The sequence below is a fragment of the Pseudomonas sp. GW822-FHT02D10 genome, from assembly GCF_058802345.1.
The window spans coordinates 170,035-192,219 of record NZ_JBXAOB010000006.1; the positions used below are offsets into that span (position 1 = coordinate 170,035).

Here is a 22,185-nt window from a genome sequence, read left to right on the forward strand (position 1 = left end):
CGCTCGCTTGCAAGGGCGAGCGCATGGAGAGTTTTTTATGTCAGTTTGTGCCCCGAACGCGGTCCTTTCGGTCAGCGGTATCGGCAAGACGTATGCGCAACCGGTGTTGACCGGCATTGACCTGACGCTGATGCGTGGTGAAGTGCTGGCGTTGACCGGCGAGAACGGTGCTGGCAAAAGCACGCTGTCGAAAATCATTGGCGGGCTGGTCACGCCGACCACCGGCCAGATGCAGTTCCAGGGGCGCGATTACCGTCCCGGGAGCCGAACCCAGGCTGAAGAGCTGGGCATTCGCATGGTCATGCAGGAGCTCAATCTGCTGCCGACCTTGTCCGTCGCCGAAAACCTGTTTCTCGATAACCTGCCCAGCAATGGCGGATGGATCAGTCGCAAGCAGCTGCGCAAAGCGGCAATCGCAGCCATGGCTCAGGTCGGGCTCGATGCGATCGATCCGGACACGCTGGTCGGTGAGTTGGGAATCGGTCATCAGCAAATGGTCGAGATCGCTCGCAACCTGATCGGTGACTGCCATGTACTGATTCTCGATGAGCCGACCGCGATGCTGACGGCCCGTGAAGTCGAGATGCTCTTTGAGCAAATCACCCGCCTGCAAGCCCGTGGCGTGGCGATCATTTACATTTCTCATCGCCTGGAAGAATTGGCGAGGGTTGCTCAGCGGATTGCCGTGTTGCGTGACGGTAATCTGGTCTGCGTCGAACCCATGGCCAACTACAACAGCGAGCAACTGGTCAACTTGATGGTTGGCCGCGAGTTGGGTGAGCACATCGACCTCGGCCCACGGAAAATCGGTGCTCCAGCCCTGACCGTCAAAGGGCTGAGCCGTTCGGACAAGGTTCGCGATGTGTCTTTCGAGGTGCGCAGCGGCGAAATTTTCGGGATTTCCGGTTTGATCGGGGCAGGGCGCACGGAACTGCTGCGCCTGATCTTCGGCGCCGATGCGGCAGACAGCGGCACAGTCGCGCTTGGTTCACCGGCGCAAGTGGTGAGCATTCGTTCGCCCGCCGATGCGGTCGGTCATGGCATTGCCCTGATCACCGAGGATCGCAAAGGCGAAGGCCTGCTGCTGACTCAGTCGATCAGCGCCAACATTGCCCTGGGCAATATGCCGGTGATCTCCAGTGGCGGCATCGTCAACCCGGGTGACGAGATGGCGCTGGCGCAGCGTCAGATCGACGCCATGCGCATTCGCAGCTCCAGTCCTGCGCAGCTGGTTAGCGAGCTGTCGGGTGGCAATCAACAGAAGGTGGTGATCGGCCGCTGGCTTGAACGTGAGTGTTCGGTGCTGTTGTTCGATGAGCCGACTCGCGGTATCGATGTCGGTGCAAAATTTGATATTTACGCGTTGCTTGGCGAGTTGACGCGCCAGGGCAAGGCGCTGGTGGTGGTCTCCAGTGATCTGCGCGAGCTGATGTTGATCTGCGACCGTATTGGCGTGTTGTCGGCCGGACGCTTGATCGACACTTTCGAGCGCGGCAGCTGGACTCAGGATGATTTGCTTGCCGCCGCTTTTGCCGGCTACCAAAAACGTGATGCGTTGCTCCATGAAGCGGCGCCTAGGGATCTCCCATGATAACTGCACTGTCTGCTGGCAAACGTAGTGGCAATTTTTACGGCCTCGGTACCTATCTGGGCCTGGCCGGTGCCTTGCTGGCGATGATTGCGCTGTTCTCGGTCTTGAGCAGCCATTTCCTCTCTTACGATACCTTCAGCACCCTGGCCAACCAGATTCCGGACCTGATGGTGCTGGCGGTCGGCATGACGTTCGTGTTGATCATCGGCGGCATCGACCTCTCGGTAGGTTCGGTGCTGGCATTGGCAGCCTCGACCGTCAGCGTGGCGATCCTCGGCTGGGGCTGGAGTGTCTTGCCGGCGGCGCTGCTGGGTATGGCCGCTGCTGCACTGGCCGGGACCATCACCGGTTCGATCACCGTGGCCTGGCGCATTCCGTCGTTCATTGTTTCGTTGGGTGTGCTGGAGATGGCTCGCGGCGTTGCCTATCAAATGACCGGCTCGCGCACCGCCTACATCGGTGATGCCTTTGCCTGGCTGTCCAATCCGATTGCCTTTGGTATTTCTCCGTCGTTCCTCATCGCATTGCTGGTCATCTTCATCGCTCAGGCGGTGTTGACCCGCACCGTGTTCGGTCGCTACCTGATCGGTATCGGCACCAACGAGGAGGCCGTGCGTCTGGCGGGTATCAACCCAAAACCCTACAAGATTCTGGTGTTCAGTCTGATGGGATTGCTGGCGGGTATTGCCGCGCTGTTCCAGATCTCGCGCCTGGAAGCGGCGGACCCGAATGCCGGTTCCGGCCTGGAGTTGCAAGTCATCGCTGCCGTGGTGATCGGTGGCACCAGCCTGATGGGCGGTCGCGGTTCGGTCATCAGCACTTTCTTTGGTGTTTTGATTATTTCCGTACTGGCTGCCGGACTGGCACAGATCGGTGCAACCGAACCGACCAAACGCATCATCACCGGCGCGGTGATCGTGGTTGCGGTGGTGCTGGACACCTACCGCAGCCAACGTGCAAGTCGACGGAGCTGAATCATGGCAACGATCAAGGATGTAGCAGCGCTCGCGGGGATTTCCTACACCACGGTTTCCCACGTGGTGAACAAGACCCGGCCGGTCAGTGACGAAGTCCGGCTCAAGGTCGAGGCGGCGATCAAGAGTCTGGACTACGTGCCCAGCGCCGTCGCGCGCTCACTGAAAGCGAAGACCACGGCGACCATCGGCCTGTTGGTGCCCAACAGCCTCAACCCGTACTTCGCGGAGTTGGCCCGTGGTATCGAGGATTACTGCGAGCGTAATGGCTACTGCGTGATCCTCTGCAACTCCGACGACAATCCAGACAAACAGCGCAGTTACCTGCGCGTGTTGCTGGAAAAACGCATCGACGGGCTGATTGTCGCGTCCGCAGGGGGCGATAGCGGATTGGCGCAAGGGCTGGCTGGCGTGCGTACGCCGATGGTGATCGTCGACCGTGGGTTGGAGGGGCTCGATGCGGACCTGGTGCGTATCGATCACGAATACGGTGCTTATCTTGCGACCCGGCATTTGCTCGAGCTGGGCCATCGTGACATCGCCACTATCGGCGGTCCGGCACATACCAGTGTGGCGCAGATGCGTCTGGCAGGTTATTGCCGGGCCTTGAAGGAGACAGGCGTCGAAGTGCCGAGAGAGCGGATACTCGAAAGCGATTTCACCAGCACCGGCGGTTACAACGCAGCCACAATCTTGCTGGAAAAGAACCCGCCCAGCGCGATTTTTGCCGGCAACGACATGATCGGTATCGGCGTATTGCGGGCGGCTGCCGAGCGCAATATCCGGGTGCCGAGCGAGCTGTCGGTCATCGGTTTCGACGATATTCAGATGAGCCGTTATGTCTATCCGGCGCTGACCACGGTCGGCCAGTCGATCCTGCAGCTTGGCGAAATGGCTGCGGAGGTACTGTTGCGACGGATCGCGACGCCTGAACTGGCGACCGATCAGCGGATCGTGACGCCCAGCATTGTCATGCGAGAGTCGACCGCGCCGCTGGCCGGCGTATTCGACCAATACCGCTGAAGCGAATTGATGAGTAGGGATGTATGCCAGCAAAAGTAGTGGTTGTAGGCAGTCTGAACATGGATCTGGTGACCCGCGCTCAGCGGTTGCCGCATGCCGGAGAAACGCTGCGTGGCGAGTCGTTTGCCACCGTGTCGGGCGGCAAGGGCGCTAATCAGGCGGTCGCGTCTGCCCGGCTCGGTGCGCAGGTGTCGATGATCGGTTGTGTGGGAGAAGATGCTTATGGTGGGCAGCTGCGCATTGCGTTGCTGGCAGAACAGATCGATTGTCAGGCGCTGACGTCGGTCGAGGGTTCCAGCGGCGTGGCGCTGATTGTGGTCGATGACAATAGTCAGAATGCGATTGTCATCGTTGCGGGTGCCAACGGTCTGCTGACGCCCGACGTGGTTGCCGGCTTCGATGCGGTGCTAATGGCCGCCGACGTGATCATCTGTCAGCTCGAAGTGCCGATGGACACGGTTGGTTATGCCCTCAAGCGTGGTCGTGAGCTGGGCAAAACGGTGATCCTGAATCCGGCGCCGGCTACCGGCCCATTGCCGGCTGATTGGTATCCGTCGATCGATTATCTGATCCCCAATGAAAGCGAAGCATCGGCCCTGAGCGGCTTGCCGGTGGACTCTCTGGAGAGCGCCGAGCTGGCCGCGAGCCGATTGATCGCCGCCGGTGCCGGCAAGGTCATCATTACCTTGGGGCGCCAGGGTTCACTGTTCGCCAACGGGCAGAGCGTTGAGCATTTTCCGGCGCCCAAGGTCAAGGCAGTCGACACCACGGCGGCCGGTGACACCTTTGTCGGCGGATTTGCAGCGGCATTGGCCTCTGGCAAAAGCGAAGCCGAGGCGATTCGTTTTGGTCAGGTCGCGGCAGCCTTGTCGGTGACGCGGGCCGGTGCGCAACCCTCGATTCCTTTCTTGTCAGACGTACAGGCTTTTAAAGCACCATGAAAAAAACACCTTTGCTCAATATCGCGTTGTCGCGGCTGATTGCTTCTCTGGGCCATGGCGACATGCTGGTGATTGGCGATGCCGGTCTGCCCGTGCCGCCCGGGGTTGAGTTGATCGACCTGGCGTTGACCCAAGGCATTCCGGACTTTGTCAGTACCTTGAACGTCGTGCTCAGTGAAATGCAGGTGGAAAGCCATGTGCTGGCCGAAGAAATCCTGCTCAAGCAGCCGCCGGTGCTGCAGGCGATCGACGAGCTGATGGCCAAGGCTGCGATGGGCCAGCGGCGGTTGCTGAGTCATGACGAGTTCAAGCTCCTTAGCCGACAGGCGCGGGCGATTGTTCGTACGGGCGAATGTCAGCCGTACTGCAATATCGTGCTGGTTGCAGGGGTGACGTTCTAGTTCGCTGTACCTCAATTCGATTTATCCAGGACCGATTTGCCCATGCACAAGGAGTGCGCCATGCACCGCTATGCTCAAAGACTGCATCACCTGATCCGGAGTCTGCTGCTTTTGTCCTTGCTCACCGCTACAGGCGCCCACGCGGCGGAAAAGATTGATCTGATCATCGACACCGATCCGGGTGCCGACGATGTGGTGGCGCTGCTGTTTGCACTGGCGTCGCCCGAAGAACTGAACATCCGCGCGCTCACCACCGTTGCCGGTAACGTGCGGCTGGACAAAACCTCGCGTAATGCGCGGCTGGCCCGCGAGTGGGCAGGGCGCGAAGAAGTGCCGGTCTATGCGGGCGCACCGAAACCACTGGTGCGCACGCCGATCTATGCCGAGAATATTCACGGCAAGGAAGGCCTATCGGGTGTCACGGTGCATGAGCCGAAGAAAGGCCTGGCCAAAGGCAATGCGGTCAATTACCTGATCGACACCTTGCGCGCGGCCAAGCCACACAGCATCACTATCGCGATGCTCGGGCCGCAGACCAACCTGGCGTTGGCGCTGATTCAGGATCCGGAAATCACCCAGGGCATCAAGGAAGTGGTGATCATGGGCGGCGCGCACTTCAATGGTGGCAACATTACCCCGGTTGCTGAGTTCAACCTGTTCGCTGACCCGCAGGCGGCTGAAGTGGTCCTCAAGAGCGGCGTCAAGCTGACCTATCTGCCGCTGGACGTCACTCACAAGATTCTGACCAGTGAGGCTCGCCTGAAGCAGATTGCCGCGCTGAACAACAACGCCAGCAAACTGGTGGGCGATATTCTCAGCGAATACGTCAAAGGCGACATGGAGCACTACGGTATTCCAGGTGGCCCGGTGCATGACGCTACGGTGATCGCGTACCTGCTCAAGCCTGAGCTGTTTACCGGTCGTGCGGTGAATGTAGTCGTCGACAGTCGCGAAGGGCCAACTTTCGGCCAGACCATTGTTGACTGGTACGACGGTCTGAAAGCCCCGAAGAATGCATTCTGGGTCGAGAGCGGCGATGCCCAAGGCTTCTTCGACTTGTTGACGGCGCGTCTCGCTCGTCTCAAGTAAGCCTTGTCCCCGCAGGTGCCAGCCAGCGGGGTTTTACTCCCTTTCTGTGTGCGGCACGCCCATGTCGTCAATGGGGTATTTCTCGAATACCTGCTCGATGAAGCGTTGAGCGGCTTTCGTGCCCAGGTCCTTGACCAGCAGGTCTATGCCAATGATCGCCAGCTCTTCCGGGCTGCTGGGGCTGTAAGAGCTGTGGCCTTGGGGCCAGCTGACTTTGATATCGGCGTCGATGGTCACGGTGGTCATGAGTGTCTCGCAAGGTCGGGAGGTCTGTGTGTTGAGTTAACCACCTTGCGCAGCTTTTGGCACTCCGACTTAGGCATGAACGGAGGGCTATGCGACACTTGGGCTTTGTCGATTTCAAGGAAAGTGCTGTGCAGATCGATTTGAACACCCCGGACGGCTTGACGCTTGAGGCTGTGCGCCAACTGCTGGCGTCTGCCAGCGACGATACGCACACCCAGTTGCGGGTCACCAAATCAGGTATTGCCTACATTTCGTCGGGTGTCGTCGGCGGAACGGATATCGACGGGCTGCTGTTCCGCCTTGAGACGTGGGCCAAGGGCTCTGGGTATGTAGGGATGGTTGCCGCCAGTGATGAGGTCTGGGTCATGCAGATATTCAACGCGTTGAAGCAGAACTGGCCGAAACCACCCTTCGACTACATCGATATCTACTGAACCTGCTCATATTCAGTCACGATTGCGCGCTGAACAGCGCTTGATAGCTCAGGCAAACTTACGTGCTTGAAGGTTTTGAAGGCGGGGGATGGCAGTGACCATGAAACCAAACATCAAAACGGCTGTCGCACGAATTCAGCTCAACTATTGAAAAGGAGGCGTCATGCCTTGGAAGCTCGCGTCATTGGGTACTTTGCTGGCCGCTGTCATGTTGACGGGTTGCAGCAGTACCTCCGAGTCGGCAAAAGACCCTGTGATAGCCGAGGCCGGTAGCGGCCGTTGTGAGGCAAAGGCTGCCGAATTCGTTATTGGCAAAAAGGCTTCGCCAGAGTTGCTGGAACAGGCCCGCACGCGCTCCGGGTCGCAGACTGCACGAGTCCTCAGGCCGAACGACATGATCACTCTGGAATACCGTTCGGATCGCCTGAACCTCAATACCGACGCCAACCTGGTGATTACCCGCGTCAACTGCGGCTGATCGCGTCAGGCTTTTGTTGCGTCCATAAAAAACCCCGTCACATGGACGGGGTTTTTTTAGTGCGCCTGGAAATTACTCTGGGCGAACTTGAGCAGCTTGCATACCCTTTTGGCCTTTCTCAGCCACGAAGGAAACGGTTTGGCCTTCTTTCAGGCTTTTGAAACCGTCGCTTTCGATAGCTTTGAAGTGTACGAACAGGTCGTCACCGCCACCTTGAGGAGTGATGAAGCCGAAGCCTTTTTCATCGTTGAACCATTTAACGGTGCCGGTTTGGCGATTAGACATGGTGTATCTCCAAGAAACATATATTTTCAGTAGTACTGTGCTGCTCAGGCCAACTGGGCACACCGGGGTATCATAGTCGAAATGTTCGATTTGGGAGCCCCCCGGACGTGCTGTTTGCCTTCGTATCGTCTGTTCTTTGTCGCTGTATATGGCTGAAAGCCCCGGTTTAAAAGGGTTGTGGCCAAATAAGCGCCCTGTAAAAAAAGCTGTAAAAGCTGCGTAATTTGTCTGGAATAGTGGCTTTTCAGCTGTTTTCTACTCGCCAGGACCGTTGTTTTTAGCCCCGCAGCGGCTTATTTCTTGACTCTGCATTCCTGAATAGCGTCCAGTGCCTTGGTTCGCAGCTCCGCACTCGGCTGTTTCGTCTTGCTCATCAGCTCGCTGATCTCTGCGGTCGTGAACTTCTCGTTCAGCTTGTCCGCGCCACAGGCGCAATGCATTTCGGCGGACTTCTGGTCGATGTTCTGGCTGGCGGCGGAAACGCAATCCTTCATATAGCTTTCGCGAACCCCGGCAGGCCAGGCAGCCTGCGCGCTCAGCGGGAGCAGCATTATCAGTGGGGAGGCGAGGGCGATAAGGCGGATAAGACGCATGACAGGAACTCCTTGGGGTCAATAAAGTGTGGCGATTCTCAGCCTATTTGAGGTCGACCGTACATCTCAAGTTCACTTTTTGATGCAAAAGCCCTGAATTCGGCGTTCCCGAAACAAGGTCGCGGCGATGACCGTTCATCTGTGCTAGGATCCAGCGCTCGGGTATTTTCAGGCTCTGGATGATCTGTTCTCCAGTGGCGGCCAATGCCCGAATAACCCTGATTTGATCTCCAGTCACTCTGGTTCGGATTCCGGTTGGCCGCAAGGCTCCTGCCGCTGTAAGGCAGGCGTTCATTATTGAATGGCCTGGACTGAATCGCGTACTGGCTGCTCATCCCAACCCACGTGACCTTTGGTAGGGGTCACCACTAGGAGAGGAGGCGCCATGCCCACTATTACTCTTCCCGACGGCAGTCAACGTTCCTTCGATCATCCGGTTTCCGTAGCCGAGGTCGCCGCATCCATTGGTGCCGGTCTGGCCAAGGCCACTGTGGCCGGTAAGGTCAACGGCAAACTGGTTGACGCCAGCGATGTCATCGACAGCGACGCGACCCTGCAAATCATCACGCCAAAGGATGAAGAGGGGCTGGAGATCATTCGCCACTCTTGCGCCCACCTGATTGGCCACGCGGTCAAGCAGCTGTACCCGACGGCGAAAATGGTGATCGGTCCGGTCATCGATGAAGGTTTCTATTACGACATCGCCTATGAGCGTCCCTTCACTCCGGACGACCTGGCGGCCATCGAACAGCGCATGCATCTGCTGATCGAAAAAGATTACGACGTCATCAAGAAAGTCACTCCGCGCGCCGAAGTGATCGACGTGTTCACCAGCCGTGGCGAAGACTACAAGTTGCGCCTGGTCGAAGACATGCCGAACGAGCAGGCCATGGGCCTGTACTATCACGAAGAATACGTCGACATGTGCCGCGGTCCGCACGTGCCGAACACCCGCTTCCTGAAATCCTTCAAGCTGACCAAGCTGTCCGGCGCCTACTGGCGCGGCGATGCCAAAAACGAGCAATTGCAGCGCGTTTACGGCACAGCCTGGGCTGACAAGAAGCAACTGGCCGCTTACATCCAGCGTATCGAAGAAGCCGAAAAGCGCGACCATCGCAAGATCGGCAAGCGTCTCGGCCTGTTCCATACCCAGGAAGAAGCGCCGGGCATGGTTTTCTGGCACCCGAACGGCTGGACCCTGTACCAGGTGCTCGAGCAGTACATGCGCCAGGTTCAGCGTGAAAACGGCTATCTGGAGATCAAGACTCCGCAAGTGGTTGACCGTGGCTTGTGGGAGAAATCCGGGCACTGGGCCAACTACGCCGAGAACATGTTCACCACGCAGTCGGAAAACCGCGACTATGCGATCAAGCCGATGAACTGCCCTTGCCACGTGCAAGTGTTCAATCAGGGCCTGAAAAGCTACCGTGAACTGCCGATGCGTCTGGCCGAGTTCGGTGCTTGCCACCGTAACGAGCCGTCCGGTGCGTTGCACGGCATCATGCGTGTGCGTGCGTTCACCCAGGACGATGCTCACATCTTCTGTACTGAAGAGCAGATGCAGTCCGAATCCGCAGCGTTCATCAAGCTGACCATGGATGTCTACGCCGATTTCGGCTTTACCGACGTCGAAATGAAGCTGTCCACTCGTCCGGAAAAACGTGTCGGCTCCGATGAGTTGTGGGATCGCGCAGAATCCGCGCTGGCTGCAGCCCTTGATAATGCCGGCCTGCCGTACGATCTTCAGCCGGGCGAGGGTGCTTTCTACGGTCCGAAAATCGAGTTCTCGCTAAAAGATTGCCTTGGTCGCGTCTGGCAATGTGGTACCTTGCAGCTCGATTTTAACCTGCCGATCCGTCTGGGAGCCGAATACGTCTCCGAAGACAACAGTCGCAAGCACCCGGTAATGTTGCACCGGGCGATCCTTGGTTCCTTCGAGCGTTTCGTCGGGATTCTGATCGAGCATTACGAGGGCGCGTTCCCTGCGTGGCTGGCTCCGACTCAGGCAGTGATCATGAATATCACTGATAAACAGGCAGATTTTGCCGCTGAAGTTGAAAAAACTCTCAACCAAAGCGGTTTTCGTGCCAAGTCTGACTTGAGAAATGAAAAGATCGGCTTTAAAATCCGCGAGCATACTTTGCTCAAGGTTCCCTATCTCTTGGTTATTGGAGATCGGGAAGTCGAGATGCAGACTGTCGCTGTGCGTACTCGTGAAGGTGCTGACCTGGGCTCGATGCCCGTCGCCCAGTTCGCTGAGTTCCTCGCGCAAGCGGTTTCCCGGCGTGGTCGCCCAGATTCGGAGTAATTATTATTAAGCGTGAAATGAGACAAGATAAACGAGCTGCACCGAAAGCCCCGATCAACGAGAATATCTCGGCACGCGAGGTTCGGTTAATTGGCGCTGACGGCGAGCAGATTGGCATCGTCTCGATTGATGAAGCGCTTCGTATTGCTGAAGAAGCCAAACTGGATCTGGTGGAAATTTCCGCCGACGCAATCCCACCGGTTTGCCGTGTGATGGATTACGGCAAATCGATCTTCGAAAAGAAGAAGCAGATTGCTGCAGCGAAAAAGAACCAGAAGCAGATTCAGGTTAAAGAAATCAAGTTTCGTCCAGGGACGGAGGAAGGGGATTACCAGGTAAAACTGCGCAACCTGGTACGTTTCCTGAGTGACGGGGACAGGGCCAAGGTATCCTTGCGATTCCGCGGCCGTGAGATGGCCCACCAGGAGCTGGGGATGGAACTCCTCAAGCGGGTTGAAGGTGACCTGCTCGAGTACGGTTCGGTCGAACAGCATCCTAAGATGGAAGGACGCCAGCTGATCATGGTCATCGCCCCGAAAAAGAAGAAGTAATCAACAGGGCACGGCAGGCCTTGCGATTATGTTTATCAACTGAATGCGGAGTATCCGAACATGCCAAAGATGAAAACTAAAAGTGGTGCTGCTAAGCGGTTTCTGAAAACTGCTAACGGTATCAAGCACAAGCACGCTTTCAAGAGCCACATCCTGACTAAAATGTCGACCAAGCGTAAGCGTCAACTGCGCGGTAGCAGCTTGCTGGCACCGTGTGACGTGGCAAAAGTCGAGCGCATGCTGCGCCTTCGTTAATTTAGTCAAGAATAGAGGAAGTAACTCATGGCTCGTGTAAAGCGTGGCGTCATTGCCCGTAAACGTCACAAAAAAATTCTGAAACTTGCTAAAGGCTACTACGGCGCTCGTTCGCGCGTATTCCGTGTTGCCAAGCAAGCGGTAATCAAGGCAGGCCAATACGCCTACCGTGACCGTCGTCAGAAAAAACGTCAGTTCCGCGCTCTGTGGATCGCTCGTATCAACGCTGGTGCACGTATCAACGGTCTGTCCTACAGCCGTTTCATCGCCGGCCTGAAAAAAGCGTCCATCGAGATCGACCGTAAGGTTCTGGCTGATCTGGCAGTGAACGAAAAAGCGGCGTTTGCTGCGATTGTCGAGAAAGCTAAAGCCACCTTGGCTTAAGTACCCCCGACAGTCACCCGGCCTCACCTCTGTGGGGTCAGGTGTTAAACGTCATAAATAGGGGAAGAGCCTTCAAGCTCTTCCCCTATTTTGTATCTGGAGTCTGTACATGGAAAACCTGGATGCGCTGGTCTCTCAAGCACTAGAGGCTGTGCAAAGCGCTGAAGATATCAATGCCCTGGAGCAAATCCGGGTTCACTACCTTGGCAAAAAGGGTGAATTGACTCAGGTGATGAAGACCCTGGGGAATTTGCCGGCAGAGGAGCGTCCGCAGGTCGGTGCTCTGATCAACGTTGCCAAGGAGCGTGTCACAGAGGTTCTCAATGCGCGCAAGGCACTGTTTGAAGAGGCCGATCTGGCCGCCAAACTGTCCGCCGAGTCCATTGACGTGACCCTGCCTGGCCGTGGTCAGACCTCGGGTGGTCTGCATCCGGTTACCCGCACTCTGGAACGTATCGAACAGTTCTTCACTCATATTGGCTACGGCATTGCCGAAGGTCCTGAGGTCGAAGACGACTATCACAACTTCGAGGCGCTCAACATCCCAGGCCATCACCCGGCCCGGTCGATGCATGACACCTTCTATTTCAATGCCAACATGTTGTTGCGCACCCATACCTCGCCGGTACAGGTCCGCACCATGGAATCGAAACAACCGCCGATCCGCATCGTCTGCCCAGGCCGTGTGTACCGTAGCGACTCCGATATCACCCACTCGCCGATGTTCCACCAGGTCGAAGGCCTGCTGGTCGACCGCGACATCAACTTCGCCGACCTGAAAGGCACCATCGAAGAGTTCCTGCGCGTGTTCTTCGAAAAAGAACTGGCCGTGCGTTTCCGTCCTTCGTATTTCCCGTTCACCGAGCCATCCGCCGAAGTCGACATGGAGTGCGTGATGTGCAGCGGTAAAGGCTGCCGCGTCTGCAAGCAGACTGGCTGGCTGGAAGTCATGGGCTGCGGCATGGTTCACCCGAACGTGCTGCGTATGTCCGGGATCGACCCGGAAGAGTTCTCGGGCTTTGCCTTCGGCATGGGCGTTGAGCGTCTAGCCATGCTGCGTTACGGCGTGAACGACTTGCGTCTGTTCTTCGACAACGACTTGCGGTTCCTCGCGCAATTTCGCTAGTCGTAACGAATTCTTAGGAGAGCAGGATGAAATTCAGTGAACAATGGCTGCGCGGCTGGGTAAGCCCGCAGGTAAGTCGCGACGAGCTGGTTGCTCGTCTGTCGATGGCCGGTCTTGAGGTCGATAGCGTTACGCCGGCCGCCGGTGAATTCAGTGGCGTGGTCGTGGGCGAGGTGCTGAGCACCGAGCAGCACCCGGATGCCGACAAGCTGCGCGTTTGCCAGGTCAGCAATGGTGCGGAGACCTTCCAGGTGGTATGCGGTGCGCCAAACGTGCGCCCCGGCCTGAAGATCCCGTTCGCCATGATCGGTGCCGAACTGCCAGGCGACTTCAAAATCAAGAAGGCGAAGCTGCGCGGCGTCGAGTCCAACGGCATGTTGTGCTCGCAAGCCGAGCTGCAGGTCGGTGAAGGCAACGACGGCCTGATGGAATTGCCGGCCGATGCGCCGGTTGGTCAGGACATTCGTGAGTACCTGAGCCTGGACGACGCCAGCATCGAGGTCGACCTGACCCCGAACCGTGGCGACTGCCTGTCCCTGGTCGGTCTGGCCCGTGAAGTCGGTGCGCTCTACGCTGCCGAAGTCACCCGCCCGGTCGTTGCGATCGTGCCAGCCGCACACGATGAAGTGCGTTCGGTTGAGGTTCTGGCACCCGCCGCTTGCCCGCGTTACCTGGGTCGCGTGATCCGCAACGTCGACCTGTCCAAGCCTACACCGCTGTGGATGGTTGAGCGCCTGCGCCGTGCCGACGTGCGCAGCATCGACGCTGCCGTCGACATCACCAACTACGTGATGTTGGAGCTAGGTCAACCGTTGCATGCGTTCGATCTCGCCGAAATCAATGGCGGCATCCGCGTGCGTATGGCCGAAGAAGGCGAGAAGCTGGTTCTGCTCGACGGTCAGGAAGTCAGCCTGCGTAGCGATACGCTGGTGATTGCCGACCACTCTCGTGCCCTGGCGATTGCCGGTGTGATGGGTGGCGAGCACAGCGGTGTTTCCGCGACCACTCGCGATGTATTCCTGGAAAGCGCGTTCTTCGATCAGATTGCTGTCGCTGGCAAGGCTCGTTCTTATGGCCTGCACACCGATGCCTCACACCGCTACGAGCGTGGCGTGGACTGGCAACTGGCCCGTGAAGCCATGGAGCGCGCCACTGGCCTGCTGCTGGAAATCACCGGCGGCGAAGCGGGTCCGATTATCGAAACCGTCAGCGAGCAGCACCTGCCGTCGATTGCACCGGTCACTCTGCGTGCCCAGCGCATCACCCAGATGCTGGGTATGGAAATGGATTCGGCCGAAGTCGAGCGACTGCTCAGCGCTTTGGGTCTGAAGATTTCCGCGGACGGGGCAGGGCAGTGGCGTGTAGAAGTACCAAGCCATCGCTTCGATATCAGCCTGGAAGTCGACCTGATTGAAGAGTTGGCCCGTCTGTACGGCTACAACCGTCTGCCGGTTCGCTACCCGCAAGCCCGTCTGGCGCCGCAAGCCAAGGCTGAAGCGCGTAGCGAACTGCCTGAGCTGCGTCGTCTGCTCGTGGCCCGTGGTTACCAGGAAGCGATCACCTACAGCTTCATCGATCCGAAACAGTTCGAGCTGTTCAGCCCAGGCGTCGAGCCTTTGTTGCTGGCCAATCCGATTTCGAACGACATGGCCGCCATGCGCTCGTCCCTGTGGCCTGGTCTGGTCAAGGCGCTTCAGCACAACCTGAACCGTCAGCAGGATCGCGTCCGCCTGTTCGAAAGCGGCCTGCGCTTTGTCGGTCAGTTGGAAGGCCTGAAGCAAGAGCCGATGCTGGCCGGTGTGGTGTGCGGTAGCCGTCTGCCTGAAGGCTGGGCACAAGGTCGCGATACCGTGGACTTCTTCGACGTCAAAGCCGACGTGGAAGCAGTGCTGGGCTTTGCCGGTGCACTGGACACGTTCACGTTTGTACCGGGCAGCCACCCTGCGTTGCACCCGGGTCAAACCGCGCGCATCGAGCGTGATGGTCGCCTGGTCGGTTACGTCGGCGCTATCCACCCTGAATTGTCGAAAACCCTCGGTCTCGATCGTCCGGTCTTCGTTTTCGAGCTGGTTCTGGCCGAAGTGGCATTGGGCAAAATGCCTGAATTCAGCGAGTTGTCACGCTTTCCTGAAGTGCGTCGTGACCTTGCGCTGCTGGCCGACAAAGACGTTACAGCCAGTGCCGTACTGGACGTAATCCGTGAAAATGCAGGCGAATGGCTGACGGACCTCAGGCTATTTGACGTGTATCAGGGTAAAGGTATTGATCCGCATAGAAAAAGCCTTGCAGTTGGCTTGACCTGGCAGCATCCATCGCGCACTCTTAATGACGATGAGGTGAATACCACGACGCAAAACATCCTCACCTCGCTCGAACAAAGGTTGAACGCCACGTTAAGGAAGTGACGTATGGGGGCTTTGACGAAAGCTGAGATGGCGGAACGTCTGTATGAAGAGCTGGGCCTGAATAAACGGGAGGCCAAGGAATTGGTCGAACTGTTCTTTGAAGAAATCAGGCACGCTCTTGAAGACAACGAACAAGTCAAATTGTCAGGTTTCGGCAATTTCGACCTTCGGGACAAACGCCAGCGGCCTGGCCGCAATCCGAAAACGGGAGAAGAAATCCCGATCACGGCTCGCCGTGTGGTCACCTTTCGTCCAGGGCAGAAGTTGAAGGCCCGAGTTGAGGCTTATGCTGGAACCAAGTCATAACGACGAGCTCCCCGTCATCCCAGGCAAACGCTACTTCACCATTGGTGAAGTCAGCGAGCTTTGTGCGGTAAAACCGCACGTGCTGCGCTACTGGGAGCAGGAGTTTCCTCAACTCAACCCCGTCAAGCGCCGCGGAAACCGCCGGTACTATCAGCGTCAGGATGTGCTGATGATCCGGCAGATCCGCGCGTTGCTGTACGACCAGGGGTTCACCATCGGCGGAGCGCGCCTGCGCCTTTCCGGCGATGAAGCCAAAGACGACACCACCCAATACAAGCAAATGATCCGCCAGATGATCGCCGAACTGGAGGATGTTCTGGTAGTACTCAAGAAATAAATTCCTGCTTTTAAATACTTCCAGTTTTCAAAAGCTTGCGATATATTCTTGAGCGTTCCTCGAGATAAGGAACAAGTTTCACGCCTAGTCGGGGCGTAGCGCAGTCCGGTAGCGCACTAGCATGGGGTGCTAGGGGTCGAGTGTTCGAATCACTCCGTCCCGACCATATAATTCAAGGGGTTGCGAGATTTTATTTCGCGACCCCTTTTTATTATTTTGCGTTTTTACCCCCACAAAACCACTGGCTCTGGGTGGAATCTTCGATGGATATCAAGGACGCAATTTGCGCGTTTTCGGTTCTTTTTTATGATCGGCTGCTGCGGTATCGGGGAGATCCGCGCGGATACGTAACAGACCACCTCTGGCCGAGAACCGCCGGTATTAAAGGCAGCGGATACCTATGGGCAGGCGGCAATATCGGCGAGCTAAGTCGGCACTCAGCACAGAAGCACTATCAGATACTGTCTTCCAATAAGTCAGTAGCGTGCCAAGCTCTGGCAAGCGTGGCTTCTGGTTAGATCGGTGACGACGAATTCAGCTTGCCGTGTTGAAGCTCCGATTAAATTCAACTACGTCATGATGAGAGGGATTTTTGGCGAACAGGGCAGAGAGTTGCGCATTGAACGCCTCTCGCTTCTGCGCTGCGACTCCCTTGACTGCGGCATTCAACACGGGACGCATCTCATCAGCGGTGTAATCGCAGCAGTACGCTGGCGTACAGGGTTGTTGACGCCATGAGTCCTCCAGGCTGCCACTGTCGACTGGCTCGAATCCAACTTCATTGACAAGTTGCATCACGACACGCTTATGATTTGCATCGTCACCAGCAACGGCGACTCCCAGACGGTTTTCCGCACCTTTTGGCTTACCAAGATTCTCTAGCGAATAAGCCAGAATATTATTGAATGCCTTGATCACCGGTCGGCCAAGCTGCTCGCTAACCCAGACGCTCTCCGTTTGACCATTTTCCAAAGCAGCGATGCGCTCGTCTCTCAGGCCTGGGTAGTAATTACTCGTGTCGATCACTGGAACCGAAGATGGCAATGCGGCCAGCAGGTTCTTAGGAAGAGCTGCCATGGCCGGTTGGGGGATGGAAACAATCACAGTATCGGCGCCGTCGAAGACATCGTTCAGATCGCAAGCAATAGCACCCGCTTCCTTGGCAAAAGTGCTTACCGAGTCTGTTCCGCGAGAGTTGGCGACGCTGACCTCGTGGCCAGCAGTGACAAGCTTTCGGGCAAGGGTTCCGCCGATAGATCCAATACCAACGATCGCGATTTTCATAATGCCTCCAGAGATTCAAAGTCCGGATACGTTAGTATCAGCACTGCAGTATCCGCAAGAACCGACGATTTAGTCTGTAACCCACCAAAAGGTAAGTATCGATGGCGCGTAAGTGGGAATGTGAGAACCCTTTACGACGGCAGGCCTGGTCTGCCGCTATAAACGCTACGCTTCGCGTTTTGGAGGGCAAATGGAAAATTGTGATCATCAATGAGTTGATGGCCGCTAAAGGCCGGCCGCTTCGGTTCTCCGAACTGGAGAAGCTCATTCCCGATGTCACGCAGAAGATGCTCATTCAGCAATTGAAAGGGCTTCAGCATGACGACATCGTTCAGCGTACCGTATACCCAGAGGTGCCGCCGCGGGTGGAGTACGCGCTAACGGTGCTGGGTCATGCACTCGGCCCGGCTATGACTGCCCTTATAGACTGGGCTGAGCTTCGTCATCAGCACGAGGCAAAGGGGATAAAGCTGTCTAGCGTTAGCGACAATGAGCTGTTGGAACGCTAATGCGCCATGTTGGACTACTCAAAACGTCAGCTCGTTTCAAATCTGATCAGCTGTGGTTTCCGAATGTTCGATTTGTGACTATATATGCCATCGGTCACAATTTGTAAGTCCTCGATAGGGTGAGTAAGCTATTCCCATGAATCAGCCATCAATATCTTCGCCTAGCCCCCGTGGCCCAATCGATCACGAGATTCGCGATCAAATTGTCGCAGCGGCCAACGAACACTTCAGTCAATACGGCTATGGCAAAACCACGGTTTCCGACCTGGCCAAGGCCATCGGGTTTTCCAAGGCCTACATCTACAAATTTTTTGATTCCAAGCAGGCGATCGGTGAAGCCATCTGCGCAAATTGTCTGGCAGAAATCGTCGCGGCTGTGGAGCAGGCTATCAATGTAGAAGACCTGTCGCCGACGGAGCGCTTTCGACGTTTGGTCAAAACGGTGATCGCCACAGGTGTGAATCTGTTTTTTAACGACCGAAAACTCTATGACATTGCAGCGTTCGCGGCGTCGGAAAGCTGGCCCAGTTCGCAGGCTTATGACGCACAGATCAAACGCTTCGTGTTGCAAATCGTGCGAGAGGGGCGAGAGATTGGCGAATTTGAACGCAAGACTCCGCTGGACGAGACAGTAGAAGCGATACATCTCGCGCTGCGGCCATTCGTCAACCCTTTGCTGCTGCAGTACAACCTCGATTTCGTCGAGGAGGCGCCCACGCTTACCTCCAATCTCATCTTGCGTAGCCTCATGCCTTGACCTTTGGCTAAAGGTTTATCGCATACGGCGGTACGCGTCAGATCCCAAACGGCTTTTCACTTTGCCCTTCTTCCATCCGTCGAAGGGCATTTTATTTATCTGTTGTGTGACCATTGACTGATATGGTCACATGAATAAATATGGTGGTCCATCGCTTCTAATGCTTCATCTCAGTGATACCCATAGAGTCCAAACAATGAAAAAAATAGTGCTCAAGTCCCCATTTGGCCTTGCTGTCGTGCTCGCATCCTCAAACGTTTTTGCAAGCGGCTTCGCTCTCAATGAACAAAGCATCAGTGGGATGGGGGCCGGGTTTGCCGGTCGTTCTTCCGCCGCTGAAGATGCGAGTACGGTCTTCGGTAACCCTGCGGGCATGTCTCGCTTGAAAAGGGAACAGGTCAGCGTGGGGGCTGCGACTCTTTTCGCCAAGTCCGACATAAGCCAGACCCGCAGTACATTCGGCGGCCAGGAAGACGGCGACATGGTGCCCACCACCACCGTGCCTATGGGTTACTACGTCAAACCGATCGATGAGCATTGGGCGTTCGGTGTAGGTTTTTATGTGCCTTTCGGTCTGATGACTGACTATGGCAGCGGTTTCGCCGGGCGTTACTACGCCAACAAAAGCGAAGTCACGACCCTTACGTTCCAGCCCACTGTCAGCTATGCCTTCAACGACAAAGTTTCGATCGGGTTCGGTCCGACCATCAACCGTATCGGTGGTGAAATTTCCGGTATGGTGCTCAATCCGCTTAGCCCTGGTCGCAATGACGGAAAACTCAAAAGCACGGGTGACGACACTGCCCTGGGTTTTAACGCCGGTATCTTGGTGCAGGCTACAGACCGAACCCGTTTGGGCATGACCTACCATTCCAAGGTCAGTTATCAATTGGATGCCAAGACCAAGGTCACTGACGGCATCTTTAGCGTGTTGGGGGGCAGCGGCCGCAGTTATGACGCTTCGCTGGATGTGGATACTCCGGAGTCAGTGGATTTCTCGGTGACTCATCAGCTTAATAACGACTGGACCCTATACGTGGGGAGTACCTGGACTCGCTGGAGTCGCTTCAAAGCGTTAACCATCGAGAACACAGGTTTACCCCCTGCGTTGAGCGGTGCGCTGGGCACCATTACCGAAGAACAGAATTGGCACGATACGTGGGCTCATGCTATCGGTGCGGCATATCAACTGAACAACCAATGGGTACTTCGCGCAGGCTTTTCGGTCGATCAGTCACCGACCAATAACACCAATCGTGGACCGCGCATTCCTACGGGCGACCGGAAGGTTGTCAGCTTCGGTGCTGGCTGGACGCCGGCGGATAATGTCACGATCGATGTTGCTTACTCTTACCTGTGGGAAGAGAGCGTGCAGGTCAACGACACCTCGCCGACCAGAGGTGCATACAGTGCCAAATATAAGAACAGTGCGAGCGGGCTCGGTACTTCTGTTAGTTACCGCTTCTAATTGAGTGCTGTTACACGATAAATGTCCTGTCGGGAGCACGCGTTGCCTCCCGACCTTTAAGAACACATCTCGGGCCTTTCCCCTGAGGTAAAAGGCCTCTTTGTCGCCCCCTCAGACTCCCATCACCTGCGCCATCAAGCTCTGATGAAACCGACGTGGCGTGGCCCACGTCAAGACGGTGATGGCCTTGTTGCCAAAACCCGGCACCACGCTCATGCGTCCGGCTTGCAGCGCACGGATGCCTGCACGCACGACGGGTTGAGGCTGCATCATCACCATTTTCAAGGCCGGTGTGATCCGTTGTTTGGCACTTTCTGCAAATCCGGTATCTGACATTCCAGGGCAAAGTGCGGTAACGACGACGCCGTCATTTTTCAGTTCACGATGAAGCGCATCAGAGAAGCGAAGAACATAGGCTTTCGCGGCAGAGTAAACGGCGAAATTCTTCACGCCCTGGAACGACAGCAAGCTGGCGACCATCAGGATTTGCCCACGTTTGCGGGCTCGCATGTCGGCCGCGAAAAGGTGTGTCAGGGCTGTCAGGCTGGCGATATCCAGATCAATCATGGTCAGTGAGTGGTCCAGAGGCTGATCCAGGAAAGGCCCCTGCAATCCATGACCCGCATTGTTGATGAGCACATCGATCACTATATTGCGTTCGCGGAGTCGCTCATGCAGTTTGATGATCGCCGGGATCGAGGACAGGTCTACTTGTTCGACAATCACATCAACACCGAAACGTTCGCGCAAATCCGCCGATAGTGCTTCGAGCTTACTCAGCCTTCTTGCTACCAGGACTAGCGATTTTCCCTGCGCTGCGTATTGCCGGGCAAACTCCTCGCCAAATCCGCTTGATGCGCCTGTGATGAGCACCCAGGAATTCTCGTTCGATTTCATTTCGCTGTACTCCGGTTGGTTTCTATTGAGCTCGCCTGGTTAGGTCATCGTGTCGCAACAGGCTGGGCTTCAGGAGGTTGCCAGCCACCACCTAGCGACTTGAATGCCGCCACCGCCGCTCGTGCCGATTCCGTTCGCGCTTGCGCCCGGGCATCGGAAGCCTGCAGCATCGTTTCGTCAGCGTGCAGGACATCGATCAGACTGGCCGTGCCTTTTTCATAGGCAATGAACGACGATTGGCGAGCCTGTGTCAGAGACGCCTCTCCCCCGGTGAGGGTGGTTGCTTGAGCTTCCCGATTTACTAGTGAGGAGAACGCGTTCTCGACATCCTCGGTGGCGCGCAGCACAGACTGACGGTAAGCGGCCAGGGTTTCGGCTTCCTGTCCCTTGGCTTGGTCGATTTGGGCGTTTATGCGACCGAAGTCGAAGAGTCTCCAGCGCAGTCCCAATACGCCCGCCGACTGGCTGGCACCGCCGGTGAAAAGGTTGCCTGCGGATACAGCCGTGGCACTGCCCAGCAATGCGCTAAGGGAGAATTTCGGGTAGTACTCAGCAATCGCCTCCCCGATGCGTGCGTTTGAGGCTGCGAGATGGCGCTCAGCAACAATGAGATCTGGCCTGCGGCGCAGCAGATCGGCCGGCGTTCCCGTGGCCTTTATCTGCGGCGCTACAGGAATGTTCCCCATATTTGCCAATTGCGTGCGGTGAGTGCCTGGCGGCGTGCCGAGCATGACATCCAGTGCATTCATGGCAGCATCCAGGCCGGTCTGCAGGGCCGGTACTGTCGCTTGGACCTGCGATAGTGCCCCCTCAGTCTGACGAACCTGATAGTTGGCGGCGAGGCCCTTGCTGTAGAGCAATTGGACTTTCTCTAGTAGCTCCTGCTGCGTTTTGACTTGTCGGTTCGCAATGTCCAACCGGGTCTGCAATCCGCGGATAGTGATGTAGATATCGGCGGTCTGCGCGGCGATGGCCAGTCGTGTGGCAGCGACACCTGCCTCGGAAGCCTGGTACTCGGCCAGTGCAGCCTCGCGTCCGCGTCGCAGTCCGCCAAAGACGTCCACCTCCCAGCCAGCATCGAGGTTGACCTCGTAGGAACTTCCGTACCGATCATAGCCAAGCGTTGAGTTCAACACCTGGCCGAGTGGGGTCTCGATTGACTGGTAGGAACGCGCGGCTTGGCCGCTGATGTTTCCCGAGGGTAATAAAGAGGCATTTGCGGCGCCTAGTCCTGCCCGTGCCTGCGTTACTCGCGCCGACGCCTGCGCCAGATCCAGGTTCTGCTCAAGTGCCTTGGAGACGAAGTCGGTTAGCAGTGGATCACCGAAGCCTTCCCACCAGGCGACAAGCCTGGCAGGCGTCGCCCCAGGCCTCTGTTCGACAGAAGGCTGACCCAAGTAACGGTCCGAAAGCGGGGCGTCCGGACGGTGATAGTCCGGACCGACCGCGCAACCTGTCATCAAGCTGGCGCTCACCAAGAGAGCAACGGGACGGAGGGGAGGCATTGAGGTTCCTTCAATTGAGCATGCTTGTGACCATATTA

At 56.9% G+C, this 22,185-nt stretch carries 25 protein-coding genes and 1 tRNA gene; 20 read left to right on the forward strand and 6 right to left on the reverse strand.

Going from position 1 to position 22,185, the window contains the following annotated elements; all coding sequences use genetic code 11:
* The first annotated feature begins 37 nt into the window (after positions 1-37).
* Genes AC1RPZ_RS12350 through AC1RPZ_RS12375 form a run of 6 tightly spaced genes read left to right on the forward strand, consistent with a single transcriptional unit; the run spans position 38 to position 6,019 of the window.
* The gene (locus AC1RPZ_RS12350; protein WP_493137297.1) at positions 38-1,591 is read left to right on the forward strand and encodes a sugar ABC transporter ATP-binding protein; all 1,554 of its coding nucleotides are present in this window, start codon (positions 38-40) and stop codon (positions 1,589-1,591) included.
* Positions 1,588-2,565, forward strand: coding sequence for an ABC transporter permease (locus AC1RPZ_RS12355; RefSeq protein ID WP_493137299.1), 978 nt, complete (start codon positions 1,588-1,590; stop codon positions 2,563-2,565). The genes AC1RPZ_RS12350 and AC1RPZ_RS12355 overlap by 4 nt, the downstream gene beginning before the upstream one ends.
* A gap of 3 nt (positions 2,566-2,568) precedes the next feature.
* A complete protein-coding gene (locus AC1RPZ_RS12360; protein WP_493137300.1) occupies positions 2,569-3,588 on the forward strand; it encodes a LacI family DNA-binding transcriptional regulator in 1,020 nt (339 codons plus the stop codon).
* Between the two features lie 23 nt (positions 3,589-3,611).
* Positions 3,612-4,529, forward strand: a complete 918-nt coding sequence (gene rbsK / locus AC1RPZ_RS12365) for a ribokinase (protein WP_493137301.1) — start codon at positions 3,612-3,614, stop codon at positions 4,527-4,529.
* Entirely contained in the window at positions 4,526-4,930 is a 405-nt protein-coding gene (rbsD, locus tag AC1RPZ_RS12370; RefSeq protein ID WP_493137302.1) for a D-ribose pyranase, read from the forward strand. The genes rbsK and rbsD overlap by 4 nt, the downstream gene beginning before the upstream one ends.
* A 60-nt stretch (positions 4,931-4,990) precedes the next feature.
* On the forward strand, positions 4,991-6,019 hold the full coding sequence (locus AC1RPZ_RS12375) for a nucleoside hydrolase (protein ID WP_493137304.1): 1,029 nt from the start codon (positions 4,991-4,993) through the stop codon (positions 6,017-6,019).
* Positions 6,020-6,052: 33 nt separating this feature from the next.
* On the opposite strand, the gene AC1RPZ_RS12380 is transcribed toward AC1RPZ_RS12375, so the two are convergent.
* Positions 6,053-6,265: a hypothetical protein gene (locus tag AC1RPZ_RS12380; RefSeq protein ID WP_493137305.1), complete on the reverse strand. Its 213-nt coding sequence runs from the start codon at positions 6,263-6,265 to the stop codon at positions 6,053-6,055.
* Positions 6,266-6,393: 128 nt separating this feature from the next.
* On the opposite strand from AC1RPZ_RS12380, the gene AC1RPZ_RS12385 reads away from it, so the two are divergent.
* Positions 6,394-6,699 (forward strand): hypothetical protein, encoded by a 306-nt coding sequence (locus AC1RPZ_RS12385; protein WP_054598288.1) that lies wholly within the window; start codon positions 6,394-6,396, stop codon positions 6,697-6,699.
* Positions 6,700-6,862: 163 nt separating this feature from the next.
* On the forward strand, positions 6,863-7,177 hold the full coding sequence (locus AC1RPZ_RS12390; protein ID WP_493137306.1) for an I78 family peptidase inhibitor: 315 nt from the start codon (positions 6,863-6,865) through the stop codon (positions 7,175-7,177).
* Between the two features lie 72 nt (positions 7,178-7,249).
* On the opposite strand, the gene AC1RPZ_RS12395 is transcribed toward AC1RPZ_RS12390, so the two are convergent.
* A complete protein-coding gene (locus AC1RPZ_RS12395) occupies positions 7,250-7,462 on the reverse strand; it encodes a cold-shock protein (RefSeq protein ID WP_003179963.1) in 213 nt (70 codons plus the stop codon).
* A 293-nt stretch (positions 7,463-7,755) separates the two neighbouring features.
* Entirely contained in the window at positions 7,756-8,055 is a 300-nt protein-coding gene (locus AC1RPZ_RS12400) for a hypothetical protein (RefSeq protein WP_493137307.1), read from the reverse strand.
* A gap of 385 nt (positions 8,056-8,440) precedes the next feature.
* Between AC1RPZ_RS12400 and thrS the strand changes: the two genes are divergently transcribed.
* From thrS to AC1RPZ_RS12445, 9 genes are all read left to right on the forward strand, one after another.
* Entirely contained in the window at positions 8,441-10,363 is a 1,923-nt protein-coding gene (gene thrS / locus AC1RPZ_RS12405; RefSeq protein ID WP_493137308.1) for a threonine--tRNA ligase, read from the forward strand.
* On the forward strand, positions 10,363-10,914 hold the full coding sequence (infC, locus tag AC1RPZ_RS12410; RefSeq protein WP_173860028.1) for a translation initiation factor IF-3: 552 nt from the start codon (positions 10,363-10,365) through the stop codon (positions 10,912-10,914). Before thrS ends, infC begins: the two co-directional genes overlap by 1 nt.
* A gap of 60 nt (positions 10,915-10,974) precedes the next feature.
* Positions 10,975-11,169, forward strand: a complete 195-nt coding sequence (rpmI, locus tag AC1RPZ_RS12415) for a 50S ribosomal protein L35 (RefSeq protein ID WP_008145659.1) — start codon at positions 10,975-10,977, stop codon at positions 11,167-11,169.
* Positions 11,170-11,196: 27 nt separating this feature from the next.
* Positions 11,197-11,553, forward strand: coding sequence for a 50S ribosomal protein L20 (gene rplT, locus AC1RPZ_RS12420; protein ID WP_007905879.1), 357 nt, complete (start codon positions 11,197-11,199; stop codon positions 11,551-11,553).
* A gap of 109 nt (positions 11,554-11,662) precedes the next feature.
* Positions 11,663-12,679, forward strand: a complete 1,017-nt coding sequence (gene pheS, locus AC1RPZ_RS12425; protein WP_007905876.1) for a phenylalanine--tRNA ligase subunit alpha — start codon at positions 11,663-11,665, stop codon at positions 12,677-12,679.
* 26 nt (positions 12,680-12,705) lie between these two features.
* Positions 12,706-15,084 carry a phenylalanine--tRNA ligase subunit beta gene (gene pheT, locus AC1RPZ_RS12430; RefSeq protein WP_493137309.1) on the forward strand — a complete coding sequence of 793 codons (2,379 nt, stop codon included), beginning with the start codon at positions 12,706-12,708 and terminating at the stop codon, positions 15,082-15,084.
* 3 nt (positions 15,085-15,087) lie between these two features.
* Entirely contained in the window at positions 15,088-15,390 is a 303-nt protein-coding gene (ihfA, locus tag AC1RPZ_RS12435) for an integration host factor subunit alpha (RefSeq protein WP_002553164.1), read from the forward strand.
* Positions 15,371-15,727, forward strand: a complete 357-nt coding sequence (locus tag AC1RPZ_RS12440) for a MerR family transcriptional regulator (RefSeq protein WP_003179985.1) — start codon at positions 15,371-15,373, stop codon at positions 15,725-15,727. The genes ihfA and AC1RPZ_RS12440 overlap by 20 nt, the downstream gene beginning before the upstream one ends.
* An 89-nt stretch (positions 15,728-15,816) precedes the next feature.
* A tRNA-Pro gene (locus AC1RPZ_RS12445) sits at positions 15,817-15,893 on the forward strand.
* A 368-nt stretch (positions 15,894-16,261) separates the two neighbouring features.
* Here AC1RPZ_RS12445 and AC1RPZ_RS12450 read toward each other — a convergent pair.
* Positions 16,262-17,011 carry an NADPH-dependent F420 reductase gene (locus tag AC1RPZ_RS12450; protein ID WP_493137310.1) on the reverse strand — a complete coding sequence of 250 codons (750 nt, stop codon included), beginning with the start codon at positions 17,009-17,011 and terminating at the stop codon, positions 16,262-16,264.
* A 101-nt stretch (positions 17,012-17,112) separates the two neighbouring features.
* Between AC1RPZ_RS12450 and AC1RPZ_RS12455 the strand changes: the two genes are divergently transcribed.
* The 3 genes from AC1RPZ_RS12455 (at position 17,113) to AC1RPZ_RS12465 (ending at position 19,745) form a co-directional block, all read left to right on the forward strand.
* Positions 17,113-17,520: a winged helix-turn-helix transcriptional regulator gene (locus AC1RPZ_RS12455; RefSeq protein WP_493137311.1), complete on the forward strand. Its 408-nt coding sequence runs from the start codon at positions 17,113-17,115 to the stop codon at positions 17,518-17,520.
* A 136-nt stretch (positions 17,521-17,656) separates the two neighbouring features.
* Positions 17,657-18,277 carry a TetR/AcrR family transcriptional regulator gene (locus tag AC1RPZ_RS12460; RefSeq protein WP_493137313.1) on the forward strand — a complete coding sequence of 207 codons (621 nt, stop codon included), beginning with the start codon at positions 17,657-17,659 and terminating at the stop codon, positions 18,275-18,277.
* A gap of 196 nt (positions 18,278-18,473) precedes the next feature.
* A complete protein-coding gene (locus AC1RPZ_RS12465; RefSeq protein WP_493137314.1) occupies positions 18,474-19,745 on the forward strand; it encodes an OmpP1/FadL family transporter in 1,272 nt (423 codons plus the stop codon).
* Positions 19,746-19,856: 111 nt separating this feature from the next.
* On the opposite strand, the gene AC1RPZ_RS12470 is transcribed toward AC1RPZ_RS12465, so the two are convergent.
* Both AC1RPZ_RS12470 and AC1RPZ_RS12475 read right to left on the reverse strand, forming a co-directional pair.
* The gene (locus tag AC1RPZ_RS12470; protein WP_493137315.1) at positions 19,857-20,642 is read right to left on the reverse strand and encodes an SDR family NAD(P)-dependent oxidoreductase; all 786 of its coding nucleotides are present in this window, start codon (positions 20,640-20,642) and stop codon (positions 19,857-19,859) included.
* A gap of 44 nt (positions 20,643-20,686) precedes the next feature.
* Positions 20,687-22,147, reverse strand: coding sequence for an efflux transporter outer membrane subunit (locus AC1RPZ_RS12475; protein WP_493137316.1), 1,461 nt, complete (start codon positions 22,145-22,147; stop codon positions 20,687-20,689).
* Between the last annotated feature and the right edge of the window lie 38 nt (positions 22,148-22,185).

What these genes read in the sequence shown, in the direction of transcription:
- AC1RPZ_RS12375 (WP_493137304.1), top strand. Translation starts at nt 4,991, where the DNA reads ATGCACCGCTATGCTCAAAGACTGCATCACCTGATCCGGAGTCTGCTG.
- rpmI (WP_008145659.1), top strand. Translation starts at nt 10,975, where the DNA reads ATGCCAAAGATGAAAACTAAAAGTGGTGCTGCTAAGCGGTTTCTGAAA.
- AC1RPZ_RS12355 (WP_493137299.1), top strand. Translation starts at nt 1,588, where the DNA reads ATGATAACTGCACTGTCTGCTGGCAAACGTAGTGGCAATTTTTACGGC.
- AC1RPZ_RS12350 (WP_493137297.1), top strand. Translation starts at nt 38, where the DNA reads ATGTCAGTTTGTGCCCCGAACGCGGTCCTTTCGGTCAGCGGTATCGGC.
- pheS (WP_007905876.1), top strand. Translation starts at nt 11,663, where the DNA reads ATGGAAAACCTGGATGCGCTGGTCTCTCAAGCACTAGAGGCTGTGCAA.
- AC1RPZ_RS12450 (WP_493137310.1), bottom strand. Translation starts at nt 17,011, where the DNA reads ATGAAAATCGCGATCGTTGGTATTGGATCTATCGGCGGAACCCTTGCC.
- AC1RPZ_RS12395 (WP_003179963.1), bottom strand. Translation starts at nt 7,462, where the DNA reads ATGTCTAATCGCCAAACCGGCACCGTTAAATGGTTCAACGATGAAAAA.
- rplT (WP_007905879.1), top strand. Translation starts at nt 11,197, where the DNA reads ATGGCTCGTGTAAAGCGTGGCGTCATTGCCCGTAAACGTCACAAAAAA.
- rbsK (WP_493137301.1), top strand. Translation starts at nt 3,612, where the DNA reads ATGCCAGCAAAAGTAGTGGTTGTAGGCAGTCTGAACATGGATCTGGTG.
- thrS (WP_493137308.1), top strand. Translation starts at nt 8,441, where the DNA reads ATGCCCACTATTACTCTTCCCGACGGCAGTCAACGTTCCTTCGATCAT.
- AC1RPZ_RS12360 (WP_493137300.1), top strand. Translation starts at nt 2,569, where the DNA reads ATGGCAACGATCAAGGATGTAGCAGCGCTCGCGGGGATTTCCTACACC.
- ihfA (WP_002553164.1), top strand. Translation starts at nt 15,088, where the DNA reads ATGGGGGCTTTGACGAAAGCTGAGATGGCGGAACGTCTGTATGAAGAG.
- AC1RPZ_RS12475 (WP_493137316.1), bottom strand. Translation starts at nt 22,147, where the DNA reads ATGCCTCCCCTCCGTCCCGTTGCTCTCTTGGTGAGCGCCAGCTTGATG.
- AC1RPZ_RS12380 (WP_493137305.1), bottom strand. Translation starts at nt 6,265, where the DNA reads ATGACCACCGTGACCATCGACGCCGATATCAAAGTCAGCTGGCCCCAA.
- AC1RPZ_RS12470 (WP_493137315.1), bottom strand. Translation starts at nt 20,642, where the DNA reads ATGAAATCGAACGAGAATTCCTGGGTGCTCATCACAGGCGCATCAAGC.
- AC1RPZ_RS12440 (WP_003179985.1), top strand. Translation starts at nt 15,371, where the DNA reads ATGCTGGAACCAAGTCATAACGACGAGCTCCCCGTCATCCCAGGCAAA.
- AC1RPZ_RS12390 (WP_493137306.1), top strand. Translation starts at nt 6,863, where the DNA reads ATGCCTTGGAAGCTCGCGTCATTGGGTACTTTGCTGGCCGCTGTCATG.
- AC1RPZ_RS12465 (WP_493137314.1), top strand. Translation starts at nt 18,474, where the DNA reads ATGAAAAAAATAGTGCTCAAGTCCCCATTTGGCCTTGCTGTCGTGCTC.
- rbsD (WP_493137302.1), top strand. Translation starts at nt 4,526, where the DNA reads ATGAAAAAAACACCTTTGCTCAATATCGCGTTGTCGCGGCTGATTGCT.
- AC1RPZ_RS12460 (WP_493137313.1), top strand. Translation starts at nt 17,657, where the DNA reads ATGAATCAGCCATCAATATCTTCGCCTAGCCCCCGTGGCCCAATCGAT.
- pheT (WP_493137309.1), top strand. Translation starts at nt 12,706, where the DNA reads ATGAAATTCAGTGAACAATGGCTGCGCGGCTGGGTAAGCCCGCAGGTA.
- AC1RPZ_RS12400 (WP_493137307.1), bottom strand. Translation starts at nt 8,055, where the DNA reads ATGCGTCTTATCCGCCTTATCGCCCTCGCCTCCCCACTGATAATGCTG.
- AC1RPZ_RS12455 (WP_493137311.1), top strand. Translation starts at nt 17,113, where the DNA reads ATGGCGCGTAAGTGGGAATGTGAGAACCCTTTACGACGGCAGGCCTGG.